This window comes from Actinoplanes sp. NPDC049265 (genome assembly GCF_043197135.1).
Taxonomy (GTDB): Bacteria; Actinomycetota; Actinomycetes; order Mycobacteriales; family Micromonosporaceae; genus Actinoplanes.
The window spans coordinates 1-26,779 of the sequence record NZ_JBICSP010000008.1; the positions used below are offsets into that span (position 1 = coordinate 1).

The following is a 26,779-nucleotide window of genomic DNA, read 5'->3' on the forward strand; positions in this document are numbered from 1 at the left end:
TGTAGAGGTCGTCGCCGGTGGGGGCGAACAGGGGGATGGCTGCTGGTGTGATGCTGGAGGTGGATAGGACGGTGTGGCCGGTCGCGTCGGTGGCGTTGACGGATAGGGTGCCGTCGGGGCGCGTGGTGAGCTGGACGCGCAGGTCGGTGGCGTTGCTCGCGTGCAGGCTCAGGTTTCGCCAGACGGCAGGTGCCTCGCCGGTGAGGGTGAGGGCCGCGGTCAGGAGGAGCGGGTGCAAGGCGTAGCGGGCCGGATCGTCGCCGTCGTCCAGCGCGACGTCGGCGAACAGATCGCTGCCGCTTCGCCACGCCGATCGCACCCCGGGCTCTGCCGTGTCGACCGGGGTGGCCGCGGCGGGCGGCCAATCCGATCTGGTGGGCTCCACGGCGGCCGTGGCGTTGGTGAGGTGAGCGGTGGCCAGCCGGGTCCAGGGTTGGTTGTCGGCGTAGCGAGCATGGATGGTGAGCCGCCCGTCAGGCCGGCTGATCCAGGTCTGCATGGTCAGGACATGGTCGTCGGGAAGCATGGGTAGCAACTCGACGGTGAGCTGGTCGACCTGGCTGTAGCCGGCCATGTCAGCGGCGGACAAGGCCATCTCGGCCAAGGCGGCCGGCGGCAGGGAGGCCTGATCCCGCAGCCACGGCTCGTTGTGGCGCGACACCGCCGCCGTGAACAGCACCCCGCCGATCTCGGCCAGCTCCACCGCCAGGCCCAGCAGGGGGTGACCCGCGCCGGTGGGCCCGGCAACGCTGTCGATCCAATACCGCTGATGCTGGAAGGCGTAGGTCGGCAGGTCCAGCTCCCGGCGCCCGGCGGCGATGGGCCAGTCGACTGTCACGCCCCGCACGTGCAGCTGGGCCAAGGCGGTCAATGCGGCCCGCGGCTCATCGTCGCGGTCGAGCGTCGCGATGCCGTCGATCAGCCGCGCCAGGTTTCCGTCGGGTCCGAGTTCGACAAATACCGCGCCGTCGTGAGCGGCGACTTGTTCACCGAATCGGACGGTGTCGCGGACCTGCCGCACCCAGTAGTCGGGTCCGTCCCCAACGGCCATGGCGATTTGCGGGGTCTGATAGGTGAGCTGCTCGGCGACGGCCCGGAATTCGTCGAGCATCGGTTCCATCCGCGCCGAGTGGAAGGCGTGGCTGGTGGCCAGCCGCTTGGCCCGGTCGCTTAGTGTGGCGGCCGCTTGCAGCACTGCTGTTTCGTCGCCGGAGAGCACCACCGACGACGGTCCGTTGACCGCAGCAATCTCCACCCCGTCGGTGAGCACAGGCTGGGCTTGTTGTTCGGAGACTGGGACAGCGACCATCACCCCGCCCAGCGGCAGGGCCTGCATCAACCGGGCACGAGCCGACACCAGCGCACAGGCATCCTCCAAAGACCAGATCCCCGACACATAACCGGCCGCCAGCTCACCAATCGAATGGCCGATCAACGCGTCTGGGCGTACCCCCCAAGAATCGAGAAGACCGAACAACGCAACCTGCAGGGCGAACAAGGCCGGTTGGGCATAGCCGGTGTCGTTGACATCCAGGTCGGGGATGTCGAGCTGATCCCACACCTGCTGACGGATCTTCGCGAACACCGGGAACGCAGCGGCGAGATCATCACCCATGCCGGCGCGCTGCGAACCCTGACCCGAGAACACGAACACCACTCGCGGATCCGGCTCGGCCACCCCTGTGACCGTGTCCTCGCCCAGCAGGACGGCGCGGTGGTCGAACAACGACCGTGTTTCGGCCAACGTCGACGCGACAGCGGGCAGGCTAGGTTCGGTGGTGAGGTAGGCGCGGAGGCGGTCTTCCAGCTGGGTCAGCGCTGCGGGGGTCTTGGCCGAAAGGAGCAGCGGGGTCAGTTCGGAGGGCTCCTCGGGCTGGGCCGGATCGTCGGGCACGCCTTCGAGGATGATGTGGGCGTTGGTGCCGCTCACCCCGAATGAGGAGACGCCGGCGCGGCGTGGGCGGTCGTTCTCCGGCCAGGGCTGGTTGTCGGTGGCGAGTTGCACCGCGCCGGTGGTCCAGTCGACGTGGCGGGTTGGCTCGTCCACGTGCAGGGTTTGGGGTACGACGCCGTGTCGCATGGCCATGACCATCTTGATGACGCCGGAGACACCCGCGGCGGCCTGGGTGTGGCCGACGTTGGATTTGATTGAGCCGAGGAGCAGTGGTCGGTCGCGGTCCTGGCCGTAGGTGGCGATCACGGCTTGGGCTTCGATCGGGTCGCCGAGGGTGGTGCCGGTGCCGTGCGCCTCGACCACGTCGATCTCGTGGGGCGCTACGCCGGCGTTGGACAGGGCCGCCTGGATCACTCGCTGCTGGGACGGGCCGTTGGGGGCGGTCAGGCCGTTGGAGGCGCCGTCCTGGTTGACGGCCGAGCCGCGGACCAGGGCGAGCACCCGGTGACCGTTGCGTTCGGCGTCGGAGAGCCGTTCGACGACCAGCACACCGGCGCCTTCGGACCAGCTCGTCCCGTCGGCCGTGTCGGCGAACGCCTTGCACCGGCCGTCGGAGGCCAGACCGCGCTGCCGGGAGAACTCCACGAAACCGAACGGCGTGGCCATCACGGTGACCCCGCCGACCAGGGCCAGCGAGCATTCACGCCGGCGCAGCGCATGCCCGGCCTGGTGCAGGGCCACCAGCGACGACGAGCACGCCGTGTCAATGGTGACCGCGGGGCCTTCGAGGCCGAAGAAGTACGACACCCGGCCCGACACGACACTGACGGCACCCGCGGTGACGCCGAGACCGGGAATGTCGGCGCCGATGCCGTAGCCGCTGGAGTAGGCGCCCATGAAGACACCGGTGTCGCTGCCGCGCAGGGAGCCCGGTTCGATGCCGGCCCGTTCGAAGGCCTCCCAGGCCGCTTCGAGGATCAGCCGCTGCTGCGGGTCCATGGCCAGCGCCTCGCGGGGGCTGATGCCAAAGAAGCCGGCGTCGAAATCGGCCACCGCGTCGAGGAAGCCGCCCTCCACCGAGTACGACTTGCCTGGCGCGTCCGGATCGGGGTCGTACAGTCCGTCGACGTCCCAGCCCCGGTCGGCGGGGAAGCGGGAGATCGCGTCCGTACCCGACTCGACCAACCGCCACAGATCCTCGGGGGAGGAGACTCCGCCGGGCAGACGGCAGGCCATGCCCACGATGGCCAGCGGTTCGGTGCCGGCCGCCTCGACCGCCTGCAGCCTGGCCCGGGTGGAGTGCAGCTCGGCCGTGGTCCAGCGCAGATACTCGACTACTTTGTCCTGGTCGGGCATGGCACTAGCTCCTCGCGTGGCGGATTGCTGCGGACGCCTCGGACGCGCGTACCGAGGGGGTGCTGGAGACGACGTGCAAGGCCGACTCCACCGCGGAGAGCAGACCTCGGATCGTGGCCGGGTCGAACAGGGATCCGTCGTAGGCGACGGTGCCGGTCAGGGCCTGGCCGTCGTCGAACAGCCACATCGCGATCTCGCCCTCCGGAAGCGCGAGGTTGGTGTCGACCGTCCAGAAGCGCTCGCTGGTGACGCCGGGGAGGTCGAGGTCGGCGGCCAGGGAGCTGATCAGCTGGAACTGCACCAGCGGCAGCGGCAGGCCGGGAGTGGTGGCCTGCATCGCGGCGTACGGGAGGTCCTGGTGGTCGTGCGCGCCCAGCATGGCGGCCTGCACGCGGCGCAAAATCGCACCGAACGGCGGATCGTCGGACAGGTCGACCCGGAGCGCGGCGATCTTCGCGAAGAAGCCGATCAGATTGTCGACCTCGGGCCGGCCGCGGTTGGCGAACGGCGTCGTCACCAGGATGTCGTCCCGGCCGGAGAGGCCGGCCGCGGCCACCGCGAAGGCGCCCAGCATGGTCTCGTACAACGTCACGCCCTCGGCCCGCGCGAGCCGGCGGGCGGCCGAGGTCACCTCGGGCGCGACAGTCCAGGCGAGGGAGCCGGCGGTCGCCGCCGTGACCTTCCGCGGCCGGTCGGCCGGCAGTTCCAGGGCGACCGCGCCGGCCAGGTGGGCCCGCCAGTGCTTCTCGTGGTCGGCGCGGGCGGATCCGGACAGCACATCGTGCTCCCACTGCGCGAAGTCCGTGTACGTGGTGGGCACGTCCGGCAGCGCGGCCGGGGGACCGCCGGTCAGTTCGGTGTAGAGGGCCGAGAACTCGCGTACGAGGATGTCGAACGACCACCCGTCGCCGGCGATGTGGTGCAGGACCAGTAGGAGGATGTGGTCGTCCTCGTCCAGCCGCATCAGCACGGCCCGCAGCAGTGTGCCGTCGACCAGGTCGAAGGGGCGCTCGAGGTGCCGGCCGACCACGCCGTCCGGGTTGTGGCCGGTCAGTTCGACCGTGTGCGCCCGCACCGGGCTGGGTTCCCGGACGATCTGCACCAGTCCCTGACCGTCGTCGCGGAAGCCGGTCCGCAGGGGTTCGTGCCGCGCGACGATCCGGGTGAGAGCGAGGTCGATGGCGGCGTAGTCGATCGGTCCGCGGAGCCGGAATCCGTACGGGCAGACCGGAAAGACCCGTTGCTCGATCAGCGAGTCCGGGGTTGTCAGCATCTGCTGCTGGGCCAGCGAGATCGGTGCCGGTGTGGTGCGGGCACGCGGCGCGATCGGGGGCAGGCCGGCGGCCGGGAGGGTGACCAGGGCCTGGGCGACGCGGGCCGGCGTGCGTTGGTCGAAGAGCATACGCAGCGGCAGGTCCCGCCCGAGGACGGCCCGGATGCGCGATACGACGCGGGAGGCGAGCAGCGAATGGCCGCCGAGGGCGAAGAAGTCGTCGTGTACGCCCACGTTCGGCACGTCCAGTACGTCCGCGTAGATGCCGCACAGGGTGGCCTCGGTGTCGTCGCGCGGGGCGACCGGGGCGGGGGACGCGGCCGACCACGTCGCCGGGGCGGGAAGCGCCTGCCGGTCGGTCTTTCCGCTGGTGGTCCGGGGCAGGTCGGCCAGGACCAGGAACGTCGACGGCACCATGTAGGCCGGCAACAGCGCCTCGGCGTGCTCGCGCAGCCGGGCGGCCAGCGTCGCGGTGTCGTGGCCGCTGACCACGTACGCGACCAGCCGTTTGTCGCCCCGGTCGTCCTCCCGGACGGCGACCGCGGCCTGGGCCACCGCGGGGTGGCCGGCCAGCGCCGCCTCGATCTCGCCGAGTTCGATGCGGATGCCGCGGATCTTGACCTGGTTGTCGATCCGGCCGAGGAAGTCGAGGTTCCCGTCGGGCAGCCGCCGGGCCAGGTCACCGGAGAGATACATGCGCGGTCCGGCGTCGAGCGGATCGGCGATGAACCGCTGCTCGGTCAGTTCGGGCCGGGCCAGGTAGCCGCGGGCGAGCCCGATGCCGGAGATGCAGACCTGCCCGGGTACGCCGTCGGGGACGGGACGCAGACTGTCGTCGAGCAGGTGGATGCGCGTGTTGTCGATCGGCGTACCGATCGGGGCGGTGGCCGGCCAGCCGTCGACGTCCTCGGGCAGCGTGTAGCCGGTCACCAGCTGGGTTTCGGCCGGGCCGTAGTGGTTGTGCACGCGCAGCGCGGGGCGGTGCCGGCACACCTCGCGCAGCCGGCCGTCCAGGACGAGCGGCTCGCCGCCCTGGCAGAGGTGCCGCAGCGTGGACAGGCCGTCGCCGTACGGGTCGACGTGCTCCAGCAGCGCGCGTAGCACAGTGGTCGGCGCGTAGATCCGGGTGATCCGGCTGTCGTCGATCCAGCGGGCCAGCCGGGCCGGGTCCAGCCGGATGTCGTCGGGCGGGATGACCAGTGTGCCGCCGAGCAGTGCGGAGAAGATCTCCTGGACCGAGTAGTCGAAGGTGGCGGTGATGAACTGGGCGGTGCGGCTGTTCTCCTCGCGGCCCATCGTCCGTTCCTGCCACAACAGCAGGTTGACGACGCAGACGCCGGGCATGAGCACGGCCTTGGGGCGCCCGGTGGACCCGGAGGTGTAGATGGCGTACGCCAGGCTGTCGCGGTCCAGCACCACCTCCGGCGCGGTGCCGGGCTGGTCGTCGAGGCCGGGATCGTCCGGGTGGATGACGTCGCGGACCTCGGCGAACCGGGTCCGGTAGGCGCGCTGCGTCACGACCGCGGTGATGCCGGAGTCGTCCAGGACGAAGCGGGTGCGTTCGGCGGGGTGTTCGGGATCGAGGGGTACGTAGGCCGCGCCCGCCTTGAGGATGCCGAGGATGCCCACGACCAGGTCGGCGCCGCGGTCGAGGCACAGGCCGACGAGGGCGCCCGCCCGTACGCCTCTGTGCCGCAGCAGGTGCGCGAGTTTGTTGGCCCGCCGCCCGAGTTCGGCATAGGTCAGCGATTCCCGTTGGTCGACGACGGCGATCGCATCGGGCGCCCGGGCGACCGCGCCTTCCAGCAATTCCGGCAACGTTTCGACCGGCAGGACGCGATCCGTTTCGTTTGATTCCACAAATGGCCTTTCGGGCACCAGTGAAATCGTGGAAATAGGGGAATCGGGACTTTCCACCACGCCCCGCAATATTGCCGTGACCTGATCGAGGAACTGCCTCATCCGGTATTCGTCGAACAATTCCCGGCGATACCAGACGTGACCGGTCAAGGAGTCGGCGGCGGCGTCCTCGTAGACATGGAACTCCAGGTCCATCCGGGTGAAGAACTGGTTAGTGTCGAACGGTTCGGCCGTGACGCCGGGAAACGTGATCGAGTTCGGCAGCTGCGGCAGCAGTTGGAAGAGCACCTGCACGACCGGGTTGATCGACAGGTCCCGCCGCGGTGCGATCCGCTCGACGAGCAGGTCGAACGGCAGCTCGGCGTGGGCCAGCGCCGCCGTCGTGTTGGCCCGGGTGCGCGCGAGCAGCTCGCGGAAGCTCGGATCGCCGGACAGGTCGCCCCGCAGCACCACGGTGTTGACGAACATGCCGGCCAGCCCCTCCAGCTCGGAGCGGTTGCGGTTGGCGATCGGGGTGCCGACCAGGACGTCGTCGCCGCGTACGTGGCGCGATAGCACGACCTGGAACGCGGCCAGCAGCGTCATGAACAACGTGACGCCCGCCGCCCGGCTCAGCGCCCGGGCCGCGGCCACCAGCTCGGCCGGCGGGCGCCAGGCGACCATGCCCGCGTCCGAACCGCCGGTGGCCGGGCGGGGCCGGTCGGTCGGCAGTCCCAGCACGGTCGGGGCGTCGCGGAGGTTCTCCAGCCAGAAGGACAGCCGCTTGGCCAGCTCGGCGCCGGAGAGTTCCCGCCGTTCCCACTGGGCGAAGTCCGCGTACTGCACCGGAAGCGGGGGCAGGGCGGCTTCGGTGCCGCCGAGCAGGGCGGCGTACAGGGCCGACAGCTCGATCTGCAGGATGGCCAGGGACCAGCCGTCACCGGCCACGTGATGCACCGTGAGGGCCAGGACGTGGTCGTCGTCGGCCAGCCGGACCAGCAGCGCCCGCAGCACCGGACCGGCGTGCAGGTCGAAGGGCTCGGCCGTGTCCCGCCGGACCAGCTCGGCGGCGTGGTCCTCGTCGCGGGCGTCGCACCGCCGCAGGCGTACCGACCCGGCCGGCTGGACGCGCTGGCGCGGCTCGCCGTCCTCGGCGTCGAAGACGGTCCGCAGCGCCTCGTGCCGGTCTACGAGCAGTCCGAGCGCCCGCTCCAGGATCGCGGGGTCGAGGGCGCCGTGGAGCCGATGGACGATCGGCAGGTTGTAGGCGTTGCTCCCCGGGTCGAGCTGCTGCATCAGCCACAGACGTTGCTGTGCGTAGGACGCCGGAAGCGGCCCGGTCCGGTCCGCGGGAGGGATGCCGAGCCGGTCCGGCCGGGGGCGCTGCCGCTGCCCCCTCCAAACCGCGAATCTCGGTTTATCGGGCCTGGGGTGCGGACTATTAGAAGCCATTCACGTCTCCAGATTCCCGCATCGGCGAATATCAGGAGACACCGGGGTCGCGGCCGACGCAACCCCCTAGGTGTCGTACCTGCTCAGCCCGGTCTAGGGGGATCGATCTAGGGGGTTGCGGAGCACGGCGAACGTCGAACTATGGTTACTGTCGACCGATTTCGCCGAAAGGTGTTTCCATGTCACGCGCGGAATTGATAAAGCCCCTTCATGATCTGCTTCGCGCGAATGCGGAACGTTATGGCGACAAGACGGCCTACGTCGATGCGCGGCGACAGGTGACGCACGCCGGGCTGCGGACCCGGACCGGGCGGCTCGCCGGGCATCTGGCGGAAATCGGCGTGGACCGGGGCGATCGGGTCGCCATTCTGCTGGGCAACCGCGTCGAGACGATCGAGAGTTATCTGGCCATCGCCCGGGCCGCCGCGATCGCCGTACCGCTCAACCCGGAAGCGGCCGAGGCCGAGATCGCGCACTTCCTCTCCGACAGCGGCGCCGTGGTCGTCATCACCGACACCGCCCATCTGGACAACGTGCGCCGCGTGGCCCCCGGGACAGCCATCGTCCTGGTCGGTGCCGAAGCCGCGGTTCCCGGGATCCGGTCCTTCGCCGACCTGGCCGCCGCCGAGCCCGGCACCCCGGCCCGCGACGACCTGGGACTGGACGAGGCCGCGTGGATGCTCTACACCTCGGGCACCACGGGCACACCCAAGGGCGTCGTGTCCACCCAGGGCAGCGGGCTGTGGTCGGCGGCCTGGTGCGACGTACCGGCATGGGAACTGACCGAGGACGACGTGCTGCTCTGGCCCGCGCCGCTGTTCCACAGCCTCGCCCTGCACCTCTGCCTGCTGGCCGCCACCGCCGTCGGCGCGACCGCCCGGATCCTGACCACCTTCGTGGCCGGCGAGGTCCTCGACGAGCTCGAGGAACACGGGTGCACCGTGCTGGTCGGCGTACCCACCATGTTCCGTTACCTGCTCGGAGCCGCCGGCGGATCCGCCCGCCGCGCCCCCGCCCTGCGCATGGGCCTGGTCGCCGGCTCCGTCGCACCGGCCTCGCTCATCGAGGGCTTCGAAGAGGCCTTCGGCGTGCCGCTGTTGGACACCTACGGCTGCACCGAGACCACCGGCTCCTTGACCGTGAACGCGATCAGCGGGCCGCGAGTGCCCGGCTCGTGCGGCCTCGCCGTCCCCGGCCTGACCCTGCGCTTCGTCGACCCGGTCACCGGCGCCGACGTGGCCGACGGTGACGAGGGCGAGCTGTGGGCGCGCGGGCCCAGCCTGATGATCGGCTACCACGGGCAGCCCGACGCCACCCGGCAGGTGCTCACCGACGGCTGGTACCGCACCGGCGACCTGGCCCGGCGCAGCGAGACCGGGCACGTCACCATCACCGGCCGGATCAAGGAACTGATCATCCGCGGTGGCGAGAACATCCACCCGCACGAGATCGAGAGCGTGGCGCTCGACGTGCCGGGGGTGCGGGACGCGGCGGCGGCCGGCCGGAGCCATCCGGTGCTGGGCGAGATCCCGGTGCTGTACGTCGTGCCGCACGGCGACGACCTGGACACCGACGAGGTGTTCGCGGCGTGCCGGGAGCGGCTGTCGTACTTCAAGGTGCCGGAGGAGATCTACCGCGTCGACGCCGTGCCGCGCACCGCGTCCGGCAAGATCCGGCGGACCCTGCTCACCGAACGGCCGGCCGAGTTGCTCGCCGTGGCCAGTGGCACCGACACCCTGCACCGGCTGGAGTGGACACCCCTGGACGCACCTCGGCCGTCCTCCTTGGACGGACGGGTTGTCGTACGCGTCGCGTCCTTGGCGGCCGACGACGGAACCGATCTGGCCGGCGCCGTCCGCGACCTCGCCCGGTCGTGGCTGACCAACCATCGGCGTACCGGATCGGCGCTCGTCCTGGTGACCCACCGGGCCGTCGGCGCCGGGCCGGCCGAGCTCCCCGAACCGCGCCACGCGGCGGCCTGGGACGCGATCCGCCGGATGCAGAGCGACAACCCCGGCGCCTTCGTCCTCATCGACCTCGACGGTACGGACCCGGGCGACGCCGCGCTGTCGGCCCTGGCCGAGCTGGGCGAGCCGCTGATCGCCGTCCGGGACGGCAGCCCGCTGGTTCCGCGGCTGGCCCGGGCCGCCGCCACGCTCACCGTCCCGGCCGACGGCCCGTGGACCCTGGAACAGTCCCCCAGCGGCACCCTGCGCGACCTCGCCCTGGTCAGCTCCGACGTCGCCACCCGCGCCCTGGAACCCCATGAGGTACGGGTGGAGGTCCGCGCCGCCGGCCTGAACTTCCGCGACGTCCTCATCGCGCTGGGCACGTATCCCGGCGGCGGCGTCATGGGCGGCGAGGCGGCCGGCGTAGTGATCGAGGTCGGCTCCGCGGTGACCGGCCACAGGCCCGGCGACCGGGTGTTCGGCCTGGTCACGGCCGCGTTCGGCCCGATCGCGATCACCGATCACCGGCTGCTGGGCGTACTGCCGGCCGACTGGTCGTTCGGCACGGCGGCGTCCGTACCGATCGTCTTCGCCACCGCGTACTACGGCCTGGTCGACCTGGCCGGACTCACCCGGGGCGAATCGGTGCTGATCCACGCCGCCGCCGGTGGGGTGGGCATGGCGGCCACCCAGATCGCCCGTCATCTCGGCGCTGACATCCACGCCACCGCCAGCACCGCCAAACAGCACCTGCTGCGCGAGGCCGGCATAACCCAGATCGCCGATTCCCGCACGACCGACTTCCGCGACATCTTCCCGCGCGACATCGACGTCGTTCTCAACTCCCTCACCGGCGAATTCATCGACGCCTCTCTCGACCTCCTCGCCCCTGACGGCCGTTTCCTCGAAATGGGCAAGACCGACATCCGTCCCGGTGTCCGCGCCTTCGACCTCCTCGACGCCGGCCCCGACCGGCTACGGGAGATCATCACCGAGTTGCTCGCCCTGTTCGAGCGCGGTGTGCTGACGCCGTTGCCGCTGCGGGCGTGGGACATCCGGCAGGCGCGCGAGGCGTTCAGCTGGATGAGCCGGGGCCGCCACGTCGGCAAGATGGTGCTCACCATTCCGCGGCGGCTCGACCCCGATGGCACCGTGCTGGTCACCGGTGGATCGGCCGCCACGGCGAGGGGCGTGGCCGGACGCCTCGGCGTACGACATGCTCTTGTGCTGTCCACGCCCGGCGAATTCTCGAGTGGCGACGTGCCGGCCGACCGCCCGCTGACCGCGGTGATTCACCTCGGCGGCCCCGCCGTCGCCGCCGAGAGCCGGCAGCTGCACCGGCTGACCAGGCATCTCGACCTCGCCGCGTTCGTCGTCTTCGGCCAGGACGCACCGGCCTCGGCCGAAGCACTGGCCCGGAGCCGCCGCGCCGAAGGCCTGCCCGCCACCGCCATCGCCTGGGGGCTGCCCGAGACCGACCCGGTCGCGGTCACCGGCCATCTGATGACCGCGGCCATGGCCACCGCCGACCCGGCGCCGGTCGTCGTCCGGGTCAACACCGCCGGCCTGCGCGCTCTGACCGCGGCCGGCGCCCTCCCACCCATTCTCCGCAACCTGACCGTTGCACCGGCCGACGGCCGGGCGGACCCGGCCCGGCGGTCCACGGCGACACTCGACCTGATCCGGGCCGGCGTCACCGAGGTTCTCGGCCTCGCCGGCCCCGATCGCTTCAGGCCGGACCGGACCTTCCGTGAGATGGGCGTCGACTCGCTCACCGCGGTGGAACTGCGCAACCGCCTGGCCCAGACGACCGGGCTGCGGCTGCCGGCCACGCTCGTGTTCGACTATCCGACCCCCGCGGTCCTGGCCACCCGGCTGGACGAACTGCGTACCGGATCGCCCGACGCGCCCGGCCGCGCCCCGGCGCCGACGGCCGGCCAGGACGAGCCACTGGCCATCGTGGGCATGGCCTGCCGCCTCCCCGGAGGGGTCTCCACCCCGGAGGACCTGTGGCGGCTGGTCGAGTCGGGCACGGACGCGATCTCCGGCTTCCCGGCCGACCGCGGCTGGGACGTCGACAACCTGTTCGATCCCGATCCGGACGCGGCCGGCAAGTCGTACTGCGTCCGCGGCGGCTTCCTCACCGGCGCGGCCGAGTTCGACGCCGCCTTCTTTGGCATCAGCCCGCGTGAGGCGCTGGCCATGGACCCGCAGCAGCGGCTGGTCCTGGAGACCTCATGGGAAGCCTTCGAACGGGCCGGGATCGAGCCGGGTTCCGTGCGCGGCAGCGACACCGGCGTGTTCATGGGCGCGTTCGCCGGCGGGTACGGCGCCGACGTCGAGGGCTTCGGCGCGACCGCGGGCGCCACGAGCGTGCTCTCCGGCCGGGTGTCGTACTTCTTCGGCCTCGAAGGCCCCGCCATCACGGTCGACACGGCGTGCTCGTCGTCGCTGGTCGCCCTGCACCAGGCCGGCTACTCGCTGCGGCAGGGCGAATGCTCGCTGGCCCTGGTCGGCGGGGTCACGGTGATGTCGACACCGCAGAGCTTCGTGGAGTTCTCACGTCAGCGCGGCCTTGCCCCCGACGGCCGGTGCAAGGCCTTCGCTGACACCGCGGACGGTACGGGCTGGGCCGAGGGCGTCGGTGTGCTGCTCGTGGAACGGTTGTCGGACGCCGAACGCAACGGCCACCGGATCTTGGCGGTCGTGCGCAGCTCGGCGGTCAACCAGGACGGTGCGTCCAACGGCCTGTCCGCGCCCCACGGGCCGTCGCAACAGCGCGTCATCCGGCAGGCGCTGGCCAACGCCGGCTTGTCGGCCGCCGACGTCGATGTGGTCGAGGCCCACGGCACGGGTACGACGCTGGGCGACCCGATCGAGGCCCAGGCCGTGCTCGCGACGTACGGGCAGGACCGTGAGCGGCCGTTGCTGCTCGGTTCGCTGAAGTCGAACGTCGGTCACACCCAGGCCGCGGCCGGTGTCTCCGGCGTCATCAAGATGGTCATGGCCCTGCACCACGGCATCGTCCCCCGGACCCTGCACGTCGACGAGCCGTCCCGCCACGTCGACTGGACCGCCGGCGCGGTGCGGCTGACCGTCGAGAACCAGCCCTGGCCCGACACCGGCCGCCCGCGCCGGGCCGGCGTCTCGTCCTTCGGCGTCAGCGGCACCAACGCGCACGTCATCCTCGAAGGCTCACCTGCGCCGATCATCGAGGAGCAGGCGACGGACCCGCTGCCGTTGGTCATTTCGGCCAAGACACCGGACGCGCTGGCCGATTACGAGGGCCGTTTGCGCGCCTACCTGGCTGCGGCGCCGGGCACGCGGAGTATGGCCTCGACGTTGGCTGTGACCCGGTCGTTGTTCGAGCACCGCGCGGTGTTGCTCGGGGACGACACGATTACGGGTACGGCGTTGGCTGATCCGCGGGTGGTGTTCGTGTTCCCGGGTCAGGGCTGGCAGTGGCTGGGCATGGCCGACACGCTGAAGGAGTCGGCGGTGTTCGCCGAGTGCGCTGCCGCGTTGCGTGAGTTTGTCGACTGGGATCTGTTCAGCGTGCTTGACGACCCAGCCGCGCTGGATCGGGTGGATGTGGTGCAGCCGGTCTGTTGGGCGGTGATGGTGTCGCTGGCCGCGGTGTGGCAGGCCGCCGGTGTCCACCCGGATGCGGTCATCGGGCACTCCCAGGGGGAGATAGCCGCCGCGTGTGTGGCCGGTGCTCTCTCGCTGCGTGATGGTGCGCGGATTGTGGCGTTGCGGAGCCGTCTGATCGGCGAGCGGCTGGCCGGTCGTGGTGCGATGGCGTCGGTTGCGTTGCCTGCCGACGATGTCGTTCTGGCCGAGGGGGCCTGGATTGCCGCCGTCAACGGGCCCGCCTCGACCGTGGTGGCGGGCAGTCCTGAGGCGATAGAACAGATGCGGGGCGAGCGGGTCCGGCGCATCGCGGTGGACTACGCCTCGCACACCCCGCACATCGAACAGATCCGCGCCGAACTACTCGACCTGACCGCCGACATCACCTCGCAACCACCCACCCTGCCGTGGTACTCGACCGTTGACGGGACGTGGATCGACGGCCCGCTCGACAGCGACTACTGGTACCGCAACCTGCGTCAACCCGTGGGCTTCCATCCCGCCGTGCAAACCCTGCAGGCACTAGGCGAGACCGTGTTCGTGGAGGTCAGCGCCAGCCCGGTGCTGCTGCCCGCGATGGACGACGCGGTCACCGTCGCAACGTTGCGGCGCGACGAAGGAACCCAGATGCGGATGCACACCGCGCTGGCCGAAGCCCACGTCCTCGGCGTCACGGTCGACTGGCCCCATGTCATCGGTGACACCGGCGAGCGGACGCTGGATCTGCCGACCTATCCCTTCGAACGTCACCGCTACTGGTCGACCGCGACGACCACCTCCGACGGGGGACTGCGGCACCCCTTGCTCGACACTGTCGTCGAAACGCCCGGCTCCGACGGTGTGGTGCTCACCGGGCGGGTGTCGCTGGCCACGCATCCATGGCTGGCCGACCATCAGGTCCGCGGGGATGTCCTGCTGCCCGGAACCGGCTTCGTCGAGCTGGTCGCCCGGGCCGCCGCCGAGGTGGGCCGGGACCTCGTCGACGAACTCGTCATCCACACGCCGCTGGCGCTGCCGGCCACCGGTGGGGTGCGACTGTCGGTGTCGGTCAGCGGGGACGCGGTCACCGTCCACTCGCGGAGCGATCACGCCAGCGGCTGGACCCGGCACGTCACCGCCACGATCAGCACCGCCGCCCCCGCCGTCGCCACGGACCTGGACGTGTGGCCCCCGGCGCGGGCACGGCCGGTGGATGTCGCCGGCTTCTACGAACGCATGGCGCGCGCCGGCTACGAGTACGGGCCCGCGTTCCAGGGCCTGCAGGCCGCCTGGCGCCGCGGGGACACCGTGTTCGCCGAGGTCTCGCTGGACGAGCGGGACGTGCCGGAGGCGAGCCGCTTCGGGGTGCATCCGGCCCTGCTGGATGCCGCCCTGCACGCCTGCATGCTGCGCGGCGCGCCGGAGGGCGTGCGCCTGCCCTTCTCCTGGAACGGCATCCACGCGCAGGCCATCGGAGCAGTCGCCCTGCGGGTGGCGGTGACCCCGGCCGAGGACGGCTGGAGCGTGCGCGCCGCCGACGACACCGGCCGGCCGGTCGCCACCATCGAGGCACTGACCACGCGGCCGGTCACCACCGACACCGACGACCTGCTCACCCTGACCTGGACCGAGATCGCCGCCCCGGCGGATGCGCCCGCCGACGACGTCGTGATCGTCACCGCACAGCCCGGCCACGACGACCCGCTGTCGCAAGCCCGTGGGCTGACCACCCGTACCCTGCAAGCGATCCAAGCCGAGCTGACCTCGGACCGCACCGTGGTCGTGCACACCGGGACCGGACCGGCCTGCGCGGCCGTGTCGGGCTTGGTCCGGTCGGCGCAGTCCGAGCATCCGGGTCGGTTCGTGCTGGTAGAGAGCGATGACCCGCTCCCGCCCGAGCGGCTGGCCGCCGCGGCCGGGCTGGACGAACCCCGGGTGCGGGTCGACGGCGGCCGGTGGGAGGCGCCGCGGCTGACCCGGGCCGCCGAACCGCTGACCATTCCGGAGAGCGGCGGATGGCTGCTGCAGCATCCCGGCACCGGCACCTTGCGGGACCTGGCCCTGGTGCCCACCGACGTAGCGGACCGCGCGCTGCGGCCCGGCGAGGTACGCATCGCCGTCCGCGCGGCCGGCCTCAACTTCCGCGACGTCGTTGTCGCCCTCGGCATGGTCGAGGACGCCCGGCTGGCCGGTGGTGAAGCGGCCGGCGTGGTCCTGGAGACGGGACCCGACGTGCGGGGGCTGGTTCCCGGCGACAGGGTGTTCGGTCTGGTCGAGGGCGGGTTCGGGCCGGTCGCCATCGCCGATCAGCGCACCATGGCGGTGATTCCGGACGGGTGGTCGTTCGCGGTGGCGGCGTCGGTGCCGGTGGTGTTCGCCACTGCGTACTTCGGCTTGGTGGATCTGGCCGGGCTCGGCTCGGGGGAGTCGGTGCTGATCCATGCCGCGGCCGGTGGTGTCGGTATGGCCGCTACGCAGATCGCCCGTCACCTCGGTGCCACCATCTACGCCACCGCCAGCACCCCCAAACAACACCTGCTGCGAGCGGCCGGGATAGAAAGGATCGCCGACTCACGCACCACCGACTTCCGGAACACCTTCCCGCACAACATCGACGTCGTCCTCAACTCTTTGACCGGCGAATTCATCGACGCCTCCCTCGACCTCCTCGCACCCGACGGCCGATTCATCGAAATGGGCAAAACCGATATCCGGGCCGGGGTACGTGCCTTCGACCTCATGGACGCCGGCCCAGACCGGCTGCAAGAGATCCTCACCGAACTGCTCGGACTGTTCGAACAGGGCGTCCTACAGCCGTTGCCGGTGAAAGCGTGGGACATCCGCCAAGCCCGCGACGCGTTCAGCTGGATGAGCCGCGCCCGCCACACCGGCAAAAACGTCCTGACGATTCCCCGGCCGATCGACCCGGACGGCACCGTCCTGATCACCGGCGGCTCAGGCGTTCTAGCCGGCATCCTCGCCCGCCACCTGGTCGCCGACAAAGGCATCCGACACCTGCTGCTGCTCTCCCGCAGCACCCCCGACCAAAGCCTGATCGACGAACTCACCAACCTCGGAGCACAAGTCGACACCACCACCTGCGACGTATCCGACCCCGACCAACTCACCCACGCACTCACCGGTGTCACCCTCACCGCGGTCATCCACACCGCAGGAGCCCTCGACGACGGCGTCATCGAAGCCCAAACCCCCGAACGGCTCGACACCGTCCTCAAACCCAAAGCCGACGCCGCCTGGCACCTACACCAACTCACCCAACACCACGACCTCGCCGCCTTCATCCTCTACTCGTCGGCCGCAGGCGTGCTCGGCAACGCCGGACAAGGCAACTACGCCGCCGCCAACGCATTCCTCGACACACTCGCCGAGCAACGCCACACCCAAGGCCTACCCGCACTCTCCATCGCCTGGGGACTATGGGAAGAAACCAGCGGGCTGACCGCCCGGCTGACCGAGGCCGACCACGATCGAATCCGCCGTGGCGGCCAGCGCACGATCACCGCCGAACACGGAATGCGCCTGTACGACCAGGCGATCCGCCACGGAAGCCCGTTCGTGGTGGCCGCGCCCATGAACCCGGTCGGCGAGACTCCCGCGCTGCTGCGATCGATGCACCGGCCCGTCGCCCGGCGCACCCCGTCCATCGCCCAGGGCGACCTGCTCACCGTGGTCCGCGACAGCGCCGCCGTGGTGCTCGGCTACGCCGGCGGCGGTGCCGTGCCGATCACCGGCGCCTTCAAGGACCTGGGCATCGACTCATTGACCGCCGTCGAGCTGCGCAATGGCCTGGCCAAGGCCACCGGCCTGCGGCTGCCGGCCACCGTGGCGTTCGACTATCCGACCCCGGAGGCTTTGGCGACGCGGCTCAGCGACCTGCTGACCGGCGCGGCTCCTGCTCCGGTACGCCCGTCCGCGCCGGCGGTCGGTCAGGACGAGCCGCTGGCCATCGTCGGCATGGCCTGCCGGCTCCCGGGCGGTGTCACGTCGCCGGAGGATCTGTGGCGGCTGGTCGAGTCGGGCACCGACGCGATCTCCGGTTTCCCGGCCGACCGGGGCTGGGCCGAATATTCGTTCCAAGGCGGATTCCTCGAGGCCGCCGCGGACTTCGACGCCGCGTTCTTCGGCATCAGCCCCCGCGAGGCGCTGGCCATGGACCCGCAGCAGCGGCTGGTCCTCGAAGCGTCCTGGGAGGCCTTCGAACGAGCGGGCATCGAACCGGGCTCACTGCGCGGCAGCGACACCGGCGTGTTCATGGGGGCTTACCCCGGCGGGTACGCGGTCGGGGCCGACCTGGCCGGATTCGGTGCCACGGCCGGTGCGGGCAGCGTCCTCTCCGGCCGGGTCTCGTACTTCTTCGGCCTCGAAGGCCCGGCCGTCACCGTCGACACCGCCTGCTCGTCGTCGCTGGTGGCCCTGCATCAGGCCGGGCACGCGCTGCGGCTGGGGGAGTGTTCACTGGCGCTGGTCGGCGGGGTCACGGTTATGGCGACTCCGAACACGTTCGTGGAGTTCTCCCGGCAGGGCGGGCTGGCCGCCGACGGCCGCAGCAAGGCGTTCGCGGACAGCGCGGACGGGGCCGGCTTCGCCGAGGGCGTCGGGGTGCTGCTGGTCGAGCGGCTTTCCGACGCTCAGCGCCACGGCCACCACGTGCTGGCACTGGTACGGGGGTCCGCTGTCAACCAGGACGGCGCCTCCAACGGTTTGACCGCCCCGAACGGCCCGTCCCAGCAGCGGGTGATCCAGGCGGCTCTGGCCAATGCCGGTTTGACGCCTGCCGAGGTGGATGTGGTCGAGGCGCATGGCACCGGGACCCGCCTCGGTGACCCGATCGAGGCCCAGGCGGTGATCGCCACTTACGGCCAGGACCGTGACCAGCCTTTGCTGCTTGGCTCGGTCAAGTCGAATGTCGGTCATACGCAGGCGGCGGCCGGTGTCTCCGGTGTCATCAAGATGGTCATGGCGCTGCGGCACGGTGTTGTGCCCCGCACCTTGCACGTGGATGAGCCGACCCGTCATGTGGATTGGGCCGCGGGTGCCGTGCGGCTGGCCATTGAGAACGGGGCCTGGCCCGGGTCTGGCCGGCCGCGTCGTGCGGGTGTGTCGTCGTTCGGCATCAGTGGCACCAACGCTCACGTGATCCTGGAGGGCGTGCCCGAGGAGCCGGCGCAACTCGAGGAACCATCCGAGTTGACCCCGCTGCTCCTTTCGGCCAAGACCCCCGCAGCGCTGACCCAGCTGGAAGACCGTCTGCGCGCCTACCTCACCACCGAACCTAGCCTGCCCGCTGTTGCGTCGACGTTGGCTGAGACGAGGTCGTTGTTCGACCACCGCGCCGTCCTGCTGGGCGAGGACACGGTCACAGGGGTGGCCGAGCCGGATCCGCGAGTGGTGTTCGTGTTCTCCGGTCAGGGTTCCCAACGCGCCGGCATGGGTGATGATCTCGCCGCTGCGTTCCCGGTGTTCGCGAAGATCCGCCAGCAGGTCTGGGACCAACTCGACATCCCCGACCTGGACGTCAACGACACCGGCTATGCCCAACCGGCCTTGTTCGCCCTGCAGGTCGCGTTGTTCGGTCTTCTCGATTCTTGGGGGGTACGCCCGGACGCCCTGATCGGCCATTCGATCGGTGAACTGGCAGCCGGTTATGTGTCGGGGATCTGGTCTTTGGAGGATGCCTGTGCGCTGGTGTCGGCTCGTGCCCGGTTGATGCAGGCCCTGCCGCCGGGCGGGGTGATGGTCGCTGTCCCAGTCTCCGAACAACAAGCCCAGCCTGTGCTCACCGACGGGGTGGAGATTGCTGCGGTCAATGGACCGTCGTCGGTGGTGCTTTCCGGCGACGAAACAGCAGTGCTGCAAGCGGCCGCCACACTAAGCGACCGGGCCAAGCGGCTGGCCACCAGCCACGCCTTCCACTCGGCGCGGATGGAACCGATGCTCGACGATTTCCGGGCCGTCGCCGAGCAGCTGTCGTATGGGTCGCCGCGGATCCCGATGACGGTTGGGGATGGACCGGACTACTGGGTGCGGCAGGTCCGGGAGACGGTCCGGTTCGGTGAGCAGGTCGCTGCCCATGATGGTGCCGTGTTTGTCGAGTTGGGACCCGATGGGAGTCTGGCGCGGCTGATCGACGGCATCGCGACGCTCGACCGTGACGATGAGCCGCGGGCCGCATTGACCGCGTTGGCCCAGCTGCACGTGCGTGGTGTGACAGTCGACTGGCCGATCACCGCCGGGCGGCGGGAGCGGGACCTGCCGACCTACGCCTTCCAACGGCAGCGCTACTGGATCGAGGGTGTCGGCGGTGGGCATCCGCTGCTGGGGCCGGCGGTGCGACTGGCCGAGACCAGCGGCGTGCTGTTCACCTCGACCGTGTCGCGTCACAACGAGCCGTGGCTGCGGGATGAGACCGCCCTGCCGCCGGCCGCCTTCGCCGAGATGGCCCTGGCCGCCGCCGACGAGACCGGCCACACCCAGGTCGACGAACTCACCGTAGAGCTCCTGCCCGCCCTGGTCGACGACCGCGCCCTCCGGATGCAGACCTGGATCACCGACGGCCGGCTCACCATCCACGCCCGCTACAGCGACGGCGAACCGTGGACTCGCGTGGCCACCGCACGCCTGTCAAACGCCGTCCCGACCGCCATGCCGGCCCGCACCGATGACGGGTCAATCGCCGTCGAACTGGACGACCGGGAAGACGCCACCAGATACGCCCTGCACCCGGCGCTCCTGACCGCCGCCCTCGGCTCGGTCGCCGGCGACGCACCCGCCGTCTGGCGAAACCTGAGCCTGCACGCGAGCAACGCCACCGACCTGCGCGTCCAGCTCACCACGCGCCCCGACGGCACCCTATCCGTCACCGCCACCGACGCGACCGGCCACACCGTCCTATCCACCTCCAGCATCACACCAGCAGCCATCCCCCTGTTCGCCCCCACCGGCGACGACCTCTACACCCTCACCTGGACCGACATCACAGACACGACGGCCTCCGACACGGCTGTGTTCACCGCGCTCCCTACCAGCGACGACGACCCACTCACCCAAGCCCGCACGCTGACCTCTCGAACCCTGGAAGCCATCCATACCGCGCTGGCTGATGACAGCACTCTGATCATCCACACCGGCACCGACCTCGCCTCGGCAGCCGTGTCCGGGCTGGTCCGCTCCGCACAATCCGAACACCCCAACCGTTTCACCCTGATCGAAAGCAACGAACCCCTGCCCCCGGTGCCCGTGGATCAGCCCCGACTACGGTTCACCGACGGCCGATGGCAGACCCCCCACCTCACCCGCACCACCACCGCCGAAGCACAGCCCTGGGACCCCGACGGCACCGTGCTGATCACCGGCGCCTCCGGCGGCCTGGCCCGCATCCTCACCCACCACCTGGTCACCCACCACGGCGTCCGTCATCTCCTACTACTCTCCCGCAGCATCCCCGACGGCATCGACGAACTAGACGCCCACGTCAACGCCCTCTCCTGCGACGTATCCGACCGCGCCGCCCTGGCCCAGGCCCTCACCCAGGTGCCACCCGAACACCCGTTGACCGCAGTCATCCACACCGCCGGCGTAATCGACGACGGCGTCATCGAAGCCCAAACCGCCGACCGCCTCGACACCGTCCTGCGCCCCAAAGCCGACGCCGCCTGGTATCTACACGAACTCACCCACGACTTGCAGGCGTTCATCGTCTACTCCTCCGCCGCCGGTGTCCTCGGCGCACCCGGCCAAGCCAACTACGCCGCCGCCAACGCCTTCCTCGACGCCCTCACCGAACACCGCCGGACCCTGGGCTTGCCGGGGGTGTCACTGGCCTGGGGCATGTGGGAAACCACCAGCGGCCTCACCGCCAACCTGACCGAGACCACGCGGGAACGGCTGCGCCGCAACGGACTGCAACCCATCACAGCCGAGCACGGGATGCGGCTGTTCGACACCGCGATCGGCCACGACAACCCCCTCGTCATCGCCGCCCGCATGAACCCCGTCCACCACACACGCCGCCCCACCGCCACAACCGACCTACTCACCCTGGTCCGCGCCAACACCGCAACCGTCCTCGGCTACCCCGACACCACCGCCGTACCCACCACCACCGCGTTCAAAGACCTCGGCATCGACTCCCTGACTGCCATCGAGTTGCGCAACACCATCGCCAAAACCACCGGACTACGACTCCCCGCCACCCTGGTCTTCGACTACCCAACACCCACCACACTCGCCACCAGACTCAACGAACTACTCACCGGCACGACCTCCACCCCCGCACGCCGAGCCGCCACGGTGGCAGCCCAGGACGAACCCCTGGCCATCGTCGGCATGGCCTGCCGGCTGCCCGGCGGGGTCTCCTCCCCGGAGGACCTGTGGCAGCTGGTCGAGACCGGCACCGACGCCATCTCCGGCTTTCCCACCGACCGCGGCTGGGACGTCGAGAGCCTGTACGACCCGGATCCGGACGTGCCCGGCAAGTCGTACTGCGTGGAGGGCGGCTTCCTCGACGCGGTAGCTGATTTCGACGCATCGTTCTTCGGGATCAGCCCCCGCGAAGCCCTGGCCATGGACCCGCAGCAGCGCCTGATCCTCGAAGCGTCCTGGGAGGCCTTTGAACGGGCCGGCATCGACCCGGCCGACGCCCGCGGCAGCGACACCGGCGTGTTCATGGGCGCGTTCACCAGTGGCTACGGCGCCGACCTCGAGGGCTTCGGCGGGACCGCCGGAGCGTTGAGCGTCCTGTCCGGCCGGGTGTCGTACTTTTTCGGCCTCGAGGGTCCCGCCGCGACGGTCGACACGGCCTGTTCGTCGTCGCTGGTCGCCCTGCACCAGGCCGGGTACGCCCTGCGGCACGGTGAGTGCTCGATGGCCCTGGTCGGCGGCGTCACGGTGATGGCCTCCCCGCGCACGTTCATCGAGTTCTCGCGGCAGCGCGGTCTGGCCTCCGACGGCCGGTGCAAGGCGTTCGGCGACGCGGCCGACGGCACGGGCTGGTCCGAGGGCGTTGGCGTCCTCCTGGTCGAGCGTCTCTCCGACGCCGAACGCAACGGCCACCGGATCTTGGCTGTCGTGCGCAGCTCGGCGGTCAACCAGGACGGCGCCTCCAACGGCCTGACCGCTCCCAACGGCCCCTCCCAGCAACGCGTCATCCAGGCCGCCCTGGCCAACGCCGGCCTCACCCCCGCCGACATCGACGTCGTCGAAGCCCACGGCACCGGCACCACCCTCGGCGACCCCATCGAAGCCCAAGCCGTGATCGCCACCTACGGCCAAAACCGCGACCAACCACTGCTACTCGGCTCACTGAAATCAAACATCGGCCACACCCAGGCCGCCGCCGGCGTCTCCGGCATCATCAAGATGGTCATGGCCCTGCACCACGGCATCGTCCCGCGAACGTTGCACGTGGAAGAGCCGTCACGCCACGTCGACTGGACCGCGGGCGCCGTGCAACTGGTGACAGAAAGCCAGCCCTGGCCCGACACCGGCCGACCCCGCCGAGCCGGCGTCTCATCCTTCGGAGTCAGCGGCACCAACGCCCACATCATCCTCGAAGGGCCGCCCGCACAGCCCTCGCCGGAGCCGGCACCACCCCTCACCCCGCTCGTCATCTCGGCCAAGACACTGAAGGCGTTGGCCGACTACGAGGATCGCCTCCGTGCCTACCTGAGCGACGCACCGGCAACAGACGTGCGGGCGTTGGCGATGACCCGTTCATTGTTCGACCACCGCGCCGTTTTGCTCGGTGACAACACCGTCACCGGCACTGCCCTGACCGACCCGCGCGTGGTGTTCGTCTTCCCGGGTCAGGGCTGGCAGTGGCTGGGCATGGCCGACACGCTGAAGGGGTCGGCGGTGTTCGCCGAGTGCACTGCCGCGTTGCGTGAGTTTGTCGACTGGGATCTGTTCAGCGTGCTTGACGACCCGGCCGCGCTGGATCGGGTGGATGTGGTGCAGCCGGTCTGTTGGGCGGTGATGGTGTCGCTGGCCGCGGTGTGGCAGGCCGCCGGTGTCCACCCGGATGCGGTCATCGGGCACTCCCAAGGCGAGATAGCCGCCGCATGTGTGGCCGGTGCTCTCTCGCTGCGTGATGGTGCGCGGATTGTGGCGTCGCGCAGCCGTCTGATCGGCGAACGGCTGGCCGGGAAAGGTGCGATGGCGTCGGTTGCGTTGCCTGCCGACGATGTCGTTCTGGCCGAGGGGGCCTGGATTGCCGCCGTCAACGGGCCCGCCTCGACCGTGGTGGCGGGCAGTCCTGAGGCGATAGAACAGATGCGGGGCGAGCGGGTCCGGCGCATCGCGGTGGACTACGCCTCGCACACCCCGCACATCGAACAGATCCGCGCCGAACTGCTCGACCTGACCGCCGACATCGACTCGCAACCACCCACCGTGCCGTGGTACTCGACCGTTGACGGGACGTGGATCGACGGCCCGCTCGACAGCGACTACTGGTACCGCAACCTGCGTCAACCCGTGGGCTTCCATCCCGCCGTGCAAACCCTGCAGGCACTAGGCGAGACCGTGTTCGTGGAGGTCAGCGCCAGCCCGGTGCTGCTGCCCGCGATGGACGACGCGGTCACCATCGCAACGTTGCGGCGCGACGAAGGAACCCAGATGCGGATGCATACCGCGCTGGCCGAAGCCCACGTTCTCGGCGTGGCGGTCGACTGGGAAGCTGTGCTGGGCACGACCACGCGGCACGTCGCGGGCCTTCCGACGTACCCGTTCCAGCGTCAGCGCTACTGGGTCGCCGAGACGCCCCGCCCGACCGGCGGCCCTCTGCTCGACACGATCGTCGAGCTGCCCGGCACCGACGGCCTTGTGCTCACCGGGAAGATCTCCGCGGCCACCCACCCGTGGCTGGCCGACCATGAGATCCGGGGCGACGTTCTGCTGCCGGGGACCGGGTTCGTGGAGCTCGTGTCGCGTGCCGCCGCCGAGGTGGGCTGCGACGTCATCGACGAACTGGTCACCGAGGCCCCCCTCGTGCTGCCCGCCACCGGAAACGTTCAGCTGTCGGTGTCGGTCAGCGGCGACGCGGTCACGGTCCACTCCCGGCCGGACGACGGCAGCGAGTGGACGCGGCACGTCACCGCCACCATCAGCACCGCCGCCACCCCGGCCGCCGCCCCGGACCAGCTCGCGTGGCCACCGGAGGGTGCCGACCCCATCGACGTCGCCGGCTTCTACCCCGAGCTGGCCACCGACGGCTACCACTACGGCCCCGCCTTCCAGGGCCTGCAAGCCGCCTGGCGCCACGACAACACGATCTACGCCGACATCACCCTGGCCGAAGCACAAACCCCGGAAGCGTCCCGCTACGCCGTACACCCGGCCCTGCTCGATGCTGCCCTGCACGCCTGCATGCTCCACACGCCGGACGCGCCGACCGAAGTGCGGCTCCCGTTCGCCTGGAACGGCATCCGGGTCCAGGCCACCGGCTCGACCGCCCTGCGCGTGGCCGTGACGCCGGGGGCGGACGGCTGGAAGGTCCGGGCCGCCGACCACTCGGGTCGACCGGTGGTCACCATCGACACGCTGATCACTCGGCCGGTGGCCACCGACCCCGGCGATCTGCTCGCCCTCACCTGGATCGAGGTCCCCGCCCCCGGACAGGGCAGCCGCACGGCCGGGCGGTTCGAGGACGACGGCCCTGCGACCCCGGACGTCGTGGTCCTCGCGGTCCACCCGGGCGGCGGCGACCCGCTGACCGAGGCTCGTGCGCTGACCACCCGTACCCTGCAAGCGATCCAGACCTGGTTGACCGCCGAACGTTTCGCCCACAGCACCATGATCGTGCACACCGGAACCGGCCTGGCCGCCGCCACGGTCTCGGGTCTGGTGCGCTCCGCTCAGTCGGAGCATCCGGGCCGCTTCGTCCTGGTCGAGAGCGACGACCAGGTGGAGCTGGAGCAGCTGGCCGCGACGGTGGGGCTGGACGAGCCGCGGCTGCGGGTGACCGCCGGCCGATGGGAGGTGCCGCGGCTCACCCGGACCACGCCCGAAGCCGAGGCGGCCTGGGATCCTGACGGCACCGTGCTGATCACGGCCGATTCCGGGGAACTTGCCACCATCCTCGTCCGCCACCTGGTGGCCGAGAATCGCGCCGGCCACGTGCTGCTGATCGGGCTGGACGCCGCCGTCCCGGCCGACGCGCTCGGCGTCCACGTCGAGACGGTCGCCTGTGACCTCTCCGATCGCGCCGCGCTGGCCCGGGCACTGGAGAAGGTGCCGCCCGAGCATCCGCTCACCGCCGTGATCCACACCGCCGGCGTGCTCGATGACGGCGTCGTCGAGGCGCAGACGGCCGATCGGCTCGACGCGGTCCTGCGAGCCAAGGCCGACGCCGCCTGGCATCTGCACGAGCTCACCCGGGACCTGCGGGCGTTCGTCCTGTACTCCTCGGCCGCCGCCCTGCTGGGCGCGCCCGGGCAGAGCACCTACGCGGCGGCCAACGCGTTCCTGGACGCATTGGCCGAGCGGCGTCGGGCCGAGGGCCTCCCGGGGCTGGCGCTGGCGTGGGGCATGTGGGAGGACACCGGTGGCGCGGCGGCCGAACTCAGCGGCACCGATCGGGACCGGATCCGTCGCAGCGGTCTGCGGCCCATCACCGCCGAGCGCGGGATGCGCCTGTTCGACCTGGCCGCGGGCCGGACCGAGCCGGTTCTGGTGGCGGCCCCGATGGACGCGGCGCGCGACGGTGAGGTTCCGGCGTTGCTGCGGCTGGTCCGTCGCCCGGCCGCGCGCCGTCTGCGTTCCCGCGGTGAGTCCCCGGTCCACGGCCTGGCGTCGTTGGGGCCGGCCGAACGCGAGCGGGCATTGCGGAAATTGGTGTCGGACACGGCTGCTGGAATTCTCGGTCATGCGGATTCGGGTGCCGTTCCGGTGACCGCCGCATTTCGTGAACTGGGGGTTGATTCGCTGACCGCGGTGGAATTGCGGAACAGTCTGGCCAAGTCGACCGGACTGCGGTTGCCGGCCACGATGGTTTTCGATTATCCGACCCCGCAGGCGCTGGCCGGCCGGCTGGGCGAACTGCTGACCCCGGAGGTCACCCGGTCGACGTCGCTGGGTGCCGAGCTCGACCGCCTGGAGGCTCGCTTGTCGGAGATGGTCGCCGATGAGCAGCAGCTATCCGTGGTGAGTGATCGACTTACCTCGATCTTGAACGGATGGCGCCGCCGGTCGCAGCCGGAGGACGCGCCGGCCGGATCGCTGGCCGGTGCGAGCGCCGGCGAAATTCTCGATTTCATCGATCGGGAATTCGGTGATCCGACCATGTAAATGCGCCGTGGGAAAGGAAATGGATACACGTGGGAAACAACGCCGCACCCCGTCCGGCCGGTCGGACGGGCTGAACTTTGCCGTGGTTGATGCGTTGTT

2 protein-coding genes and 1 pseudogene are annotated in these 26,779 nt (G+C 70.7%); 1 reads left to right on the forward strand and 2 read right to left on the reverse strand.

Going from position 1 to position 26,779, the window contains the following annotated elements; translation table 11 throughout:
* Together ACGFIO_RS20295 and ACGFIO_RS20300 are read right to left on the reverse strand one after the other, a co-directional pair.
* Window positions 1-3,205 (reverse strand): annotated as a pseudogene (locus ACGFIO_RS20295) (type I polyketide synthase); the annotation flags it as partial.
* A 49-nt stretch (window positions 3,206-3,254) separates the two neighbouring features.
* Window positions 3,255-7,814: an amino acid adenylation domain-containing protein gene (locus tag ACGFIO_RS20300; RefSeq protein ID WP_392827825.1), complete on the reverse strand. Its 4,560-nt coding sequence runs from the start codon at window positions 7,812-7,814 to the stop codon at window positions 3,255-3,257.
* Between the two features lie 179 nt (window positions 7,815-7,993).
* On the opposite strand from ACGFIO_RS20300, the gene ACGFIO_RS20305 reads away from it, so the two are divergent.
* Entirely contained in the window at window positions 7,994-26,680 is an 18,687-nt protein-coding gene (locus ACGFIO_RS20305; protein ID WP_392827826.1) for an SDR family NAD(P)-dependent oxidoreductase, read from the forward strand.
* Window positions 26,681-26,779 lie beyond the last annotated feature (99 nt).

Coding starts and splice junctions, on each gene's coding strand:
- ACGFIO_RS20300 (WP_392827825.1), bottom strand. CDS start 7,814: ATGGCTTCTAATAGTCCGCACCCCAGGCCCGATAAACCGAGATTCGCG.
- ACGFIO_RS20305 (WP_392827826.1), top strand. CDS start 7,994: ATGTCACGCGCGGAATTGATAAAGCCCCTTCATGATCTGCTTCGCGCG.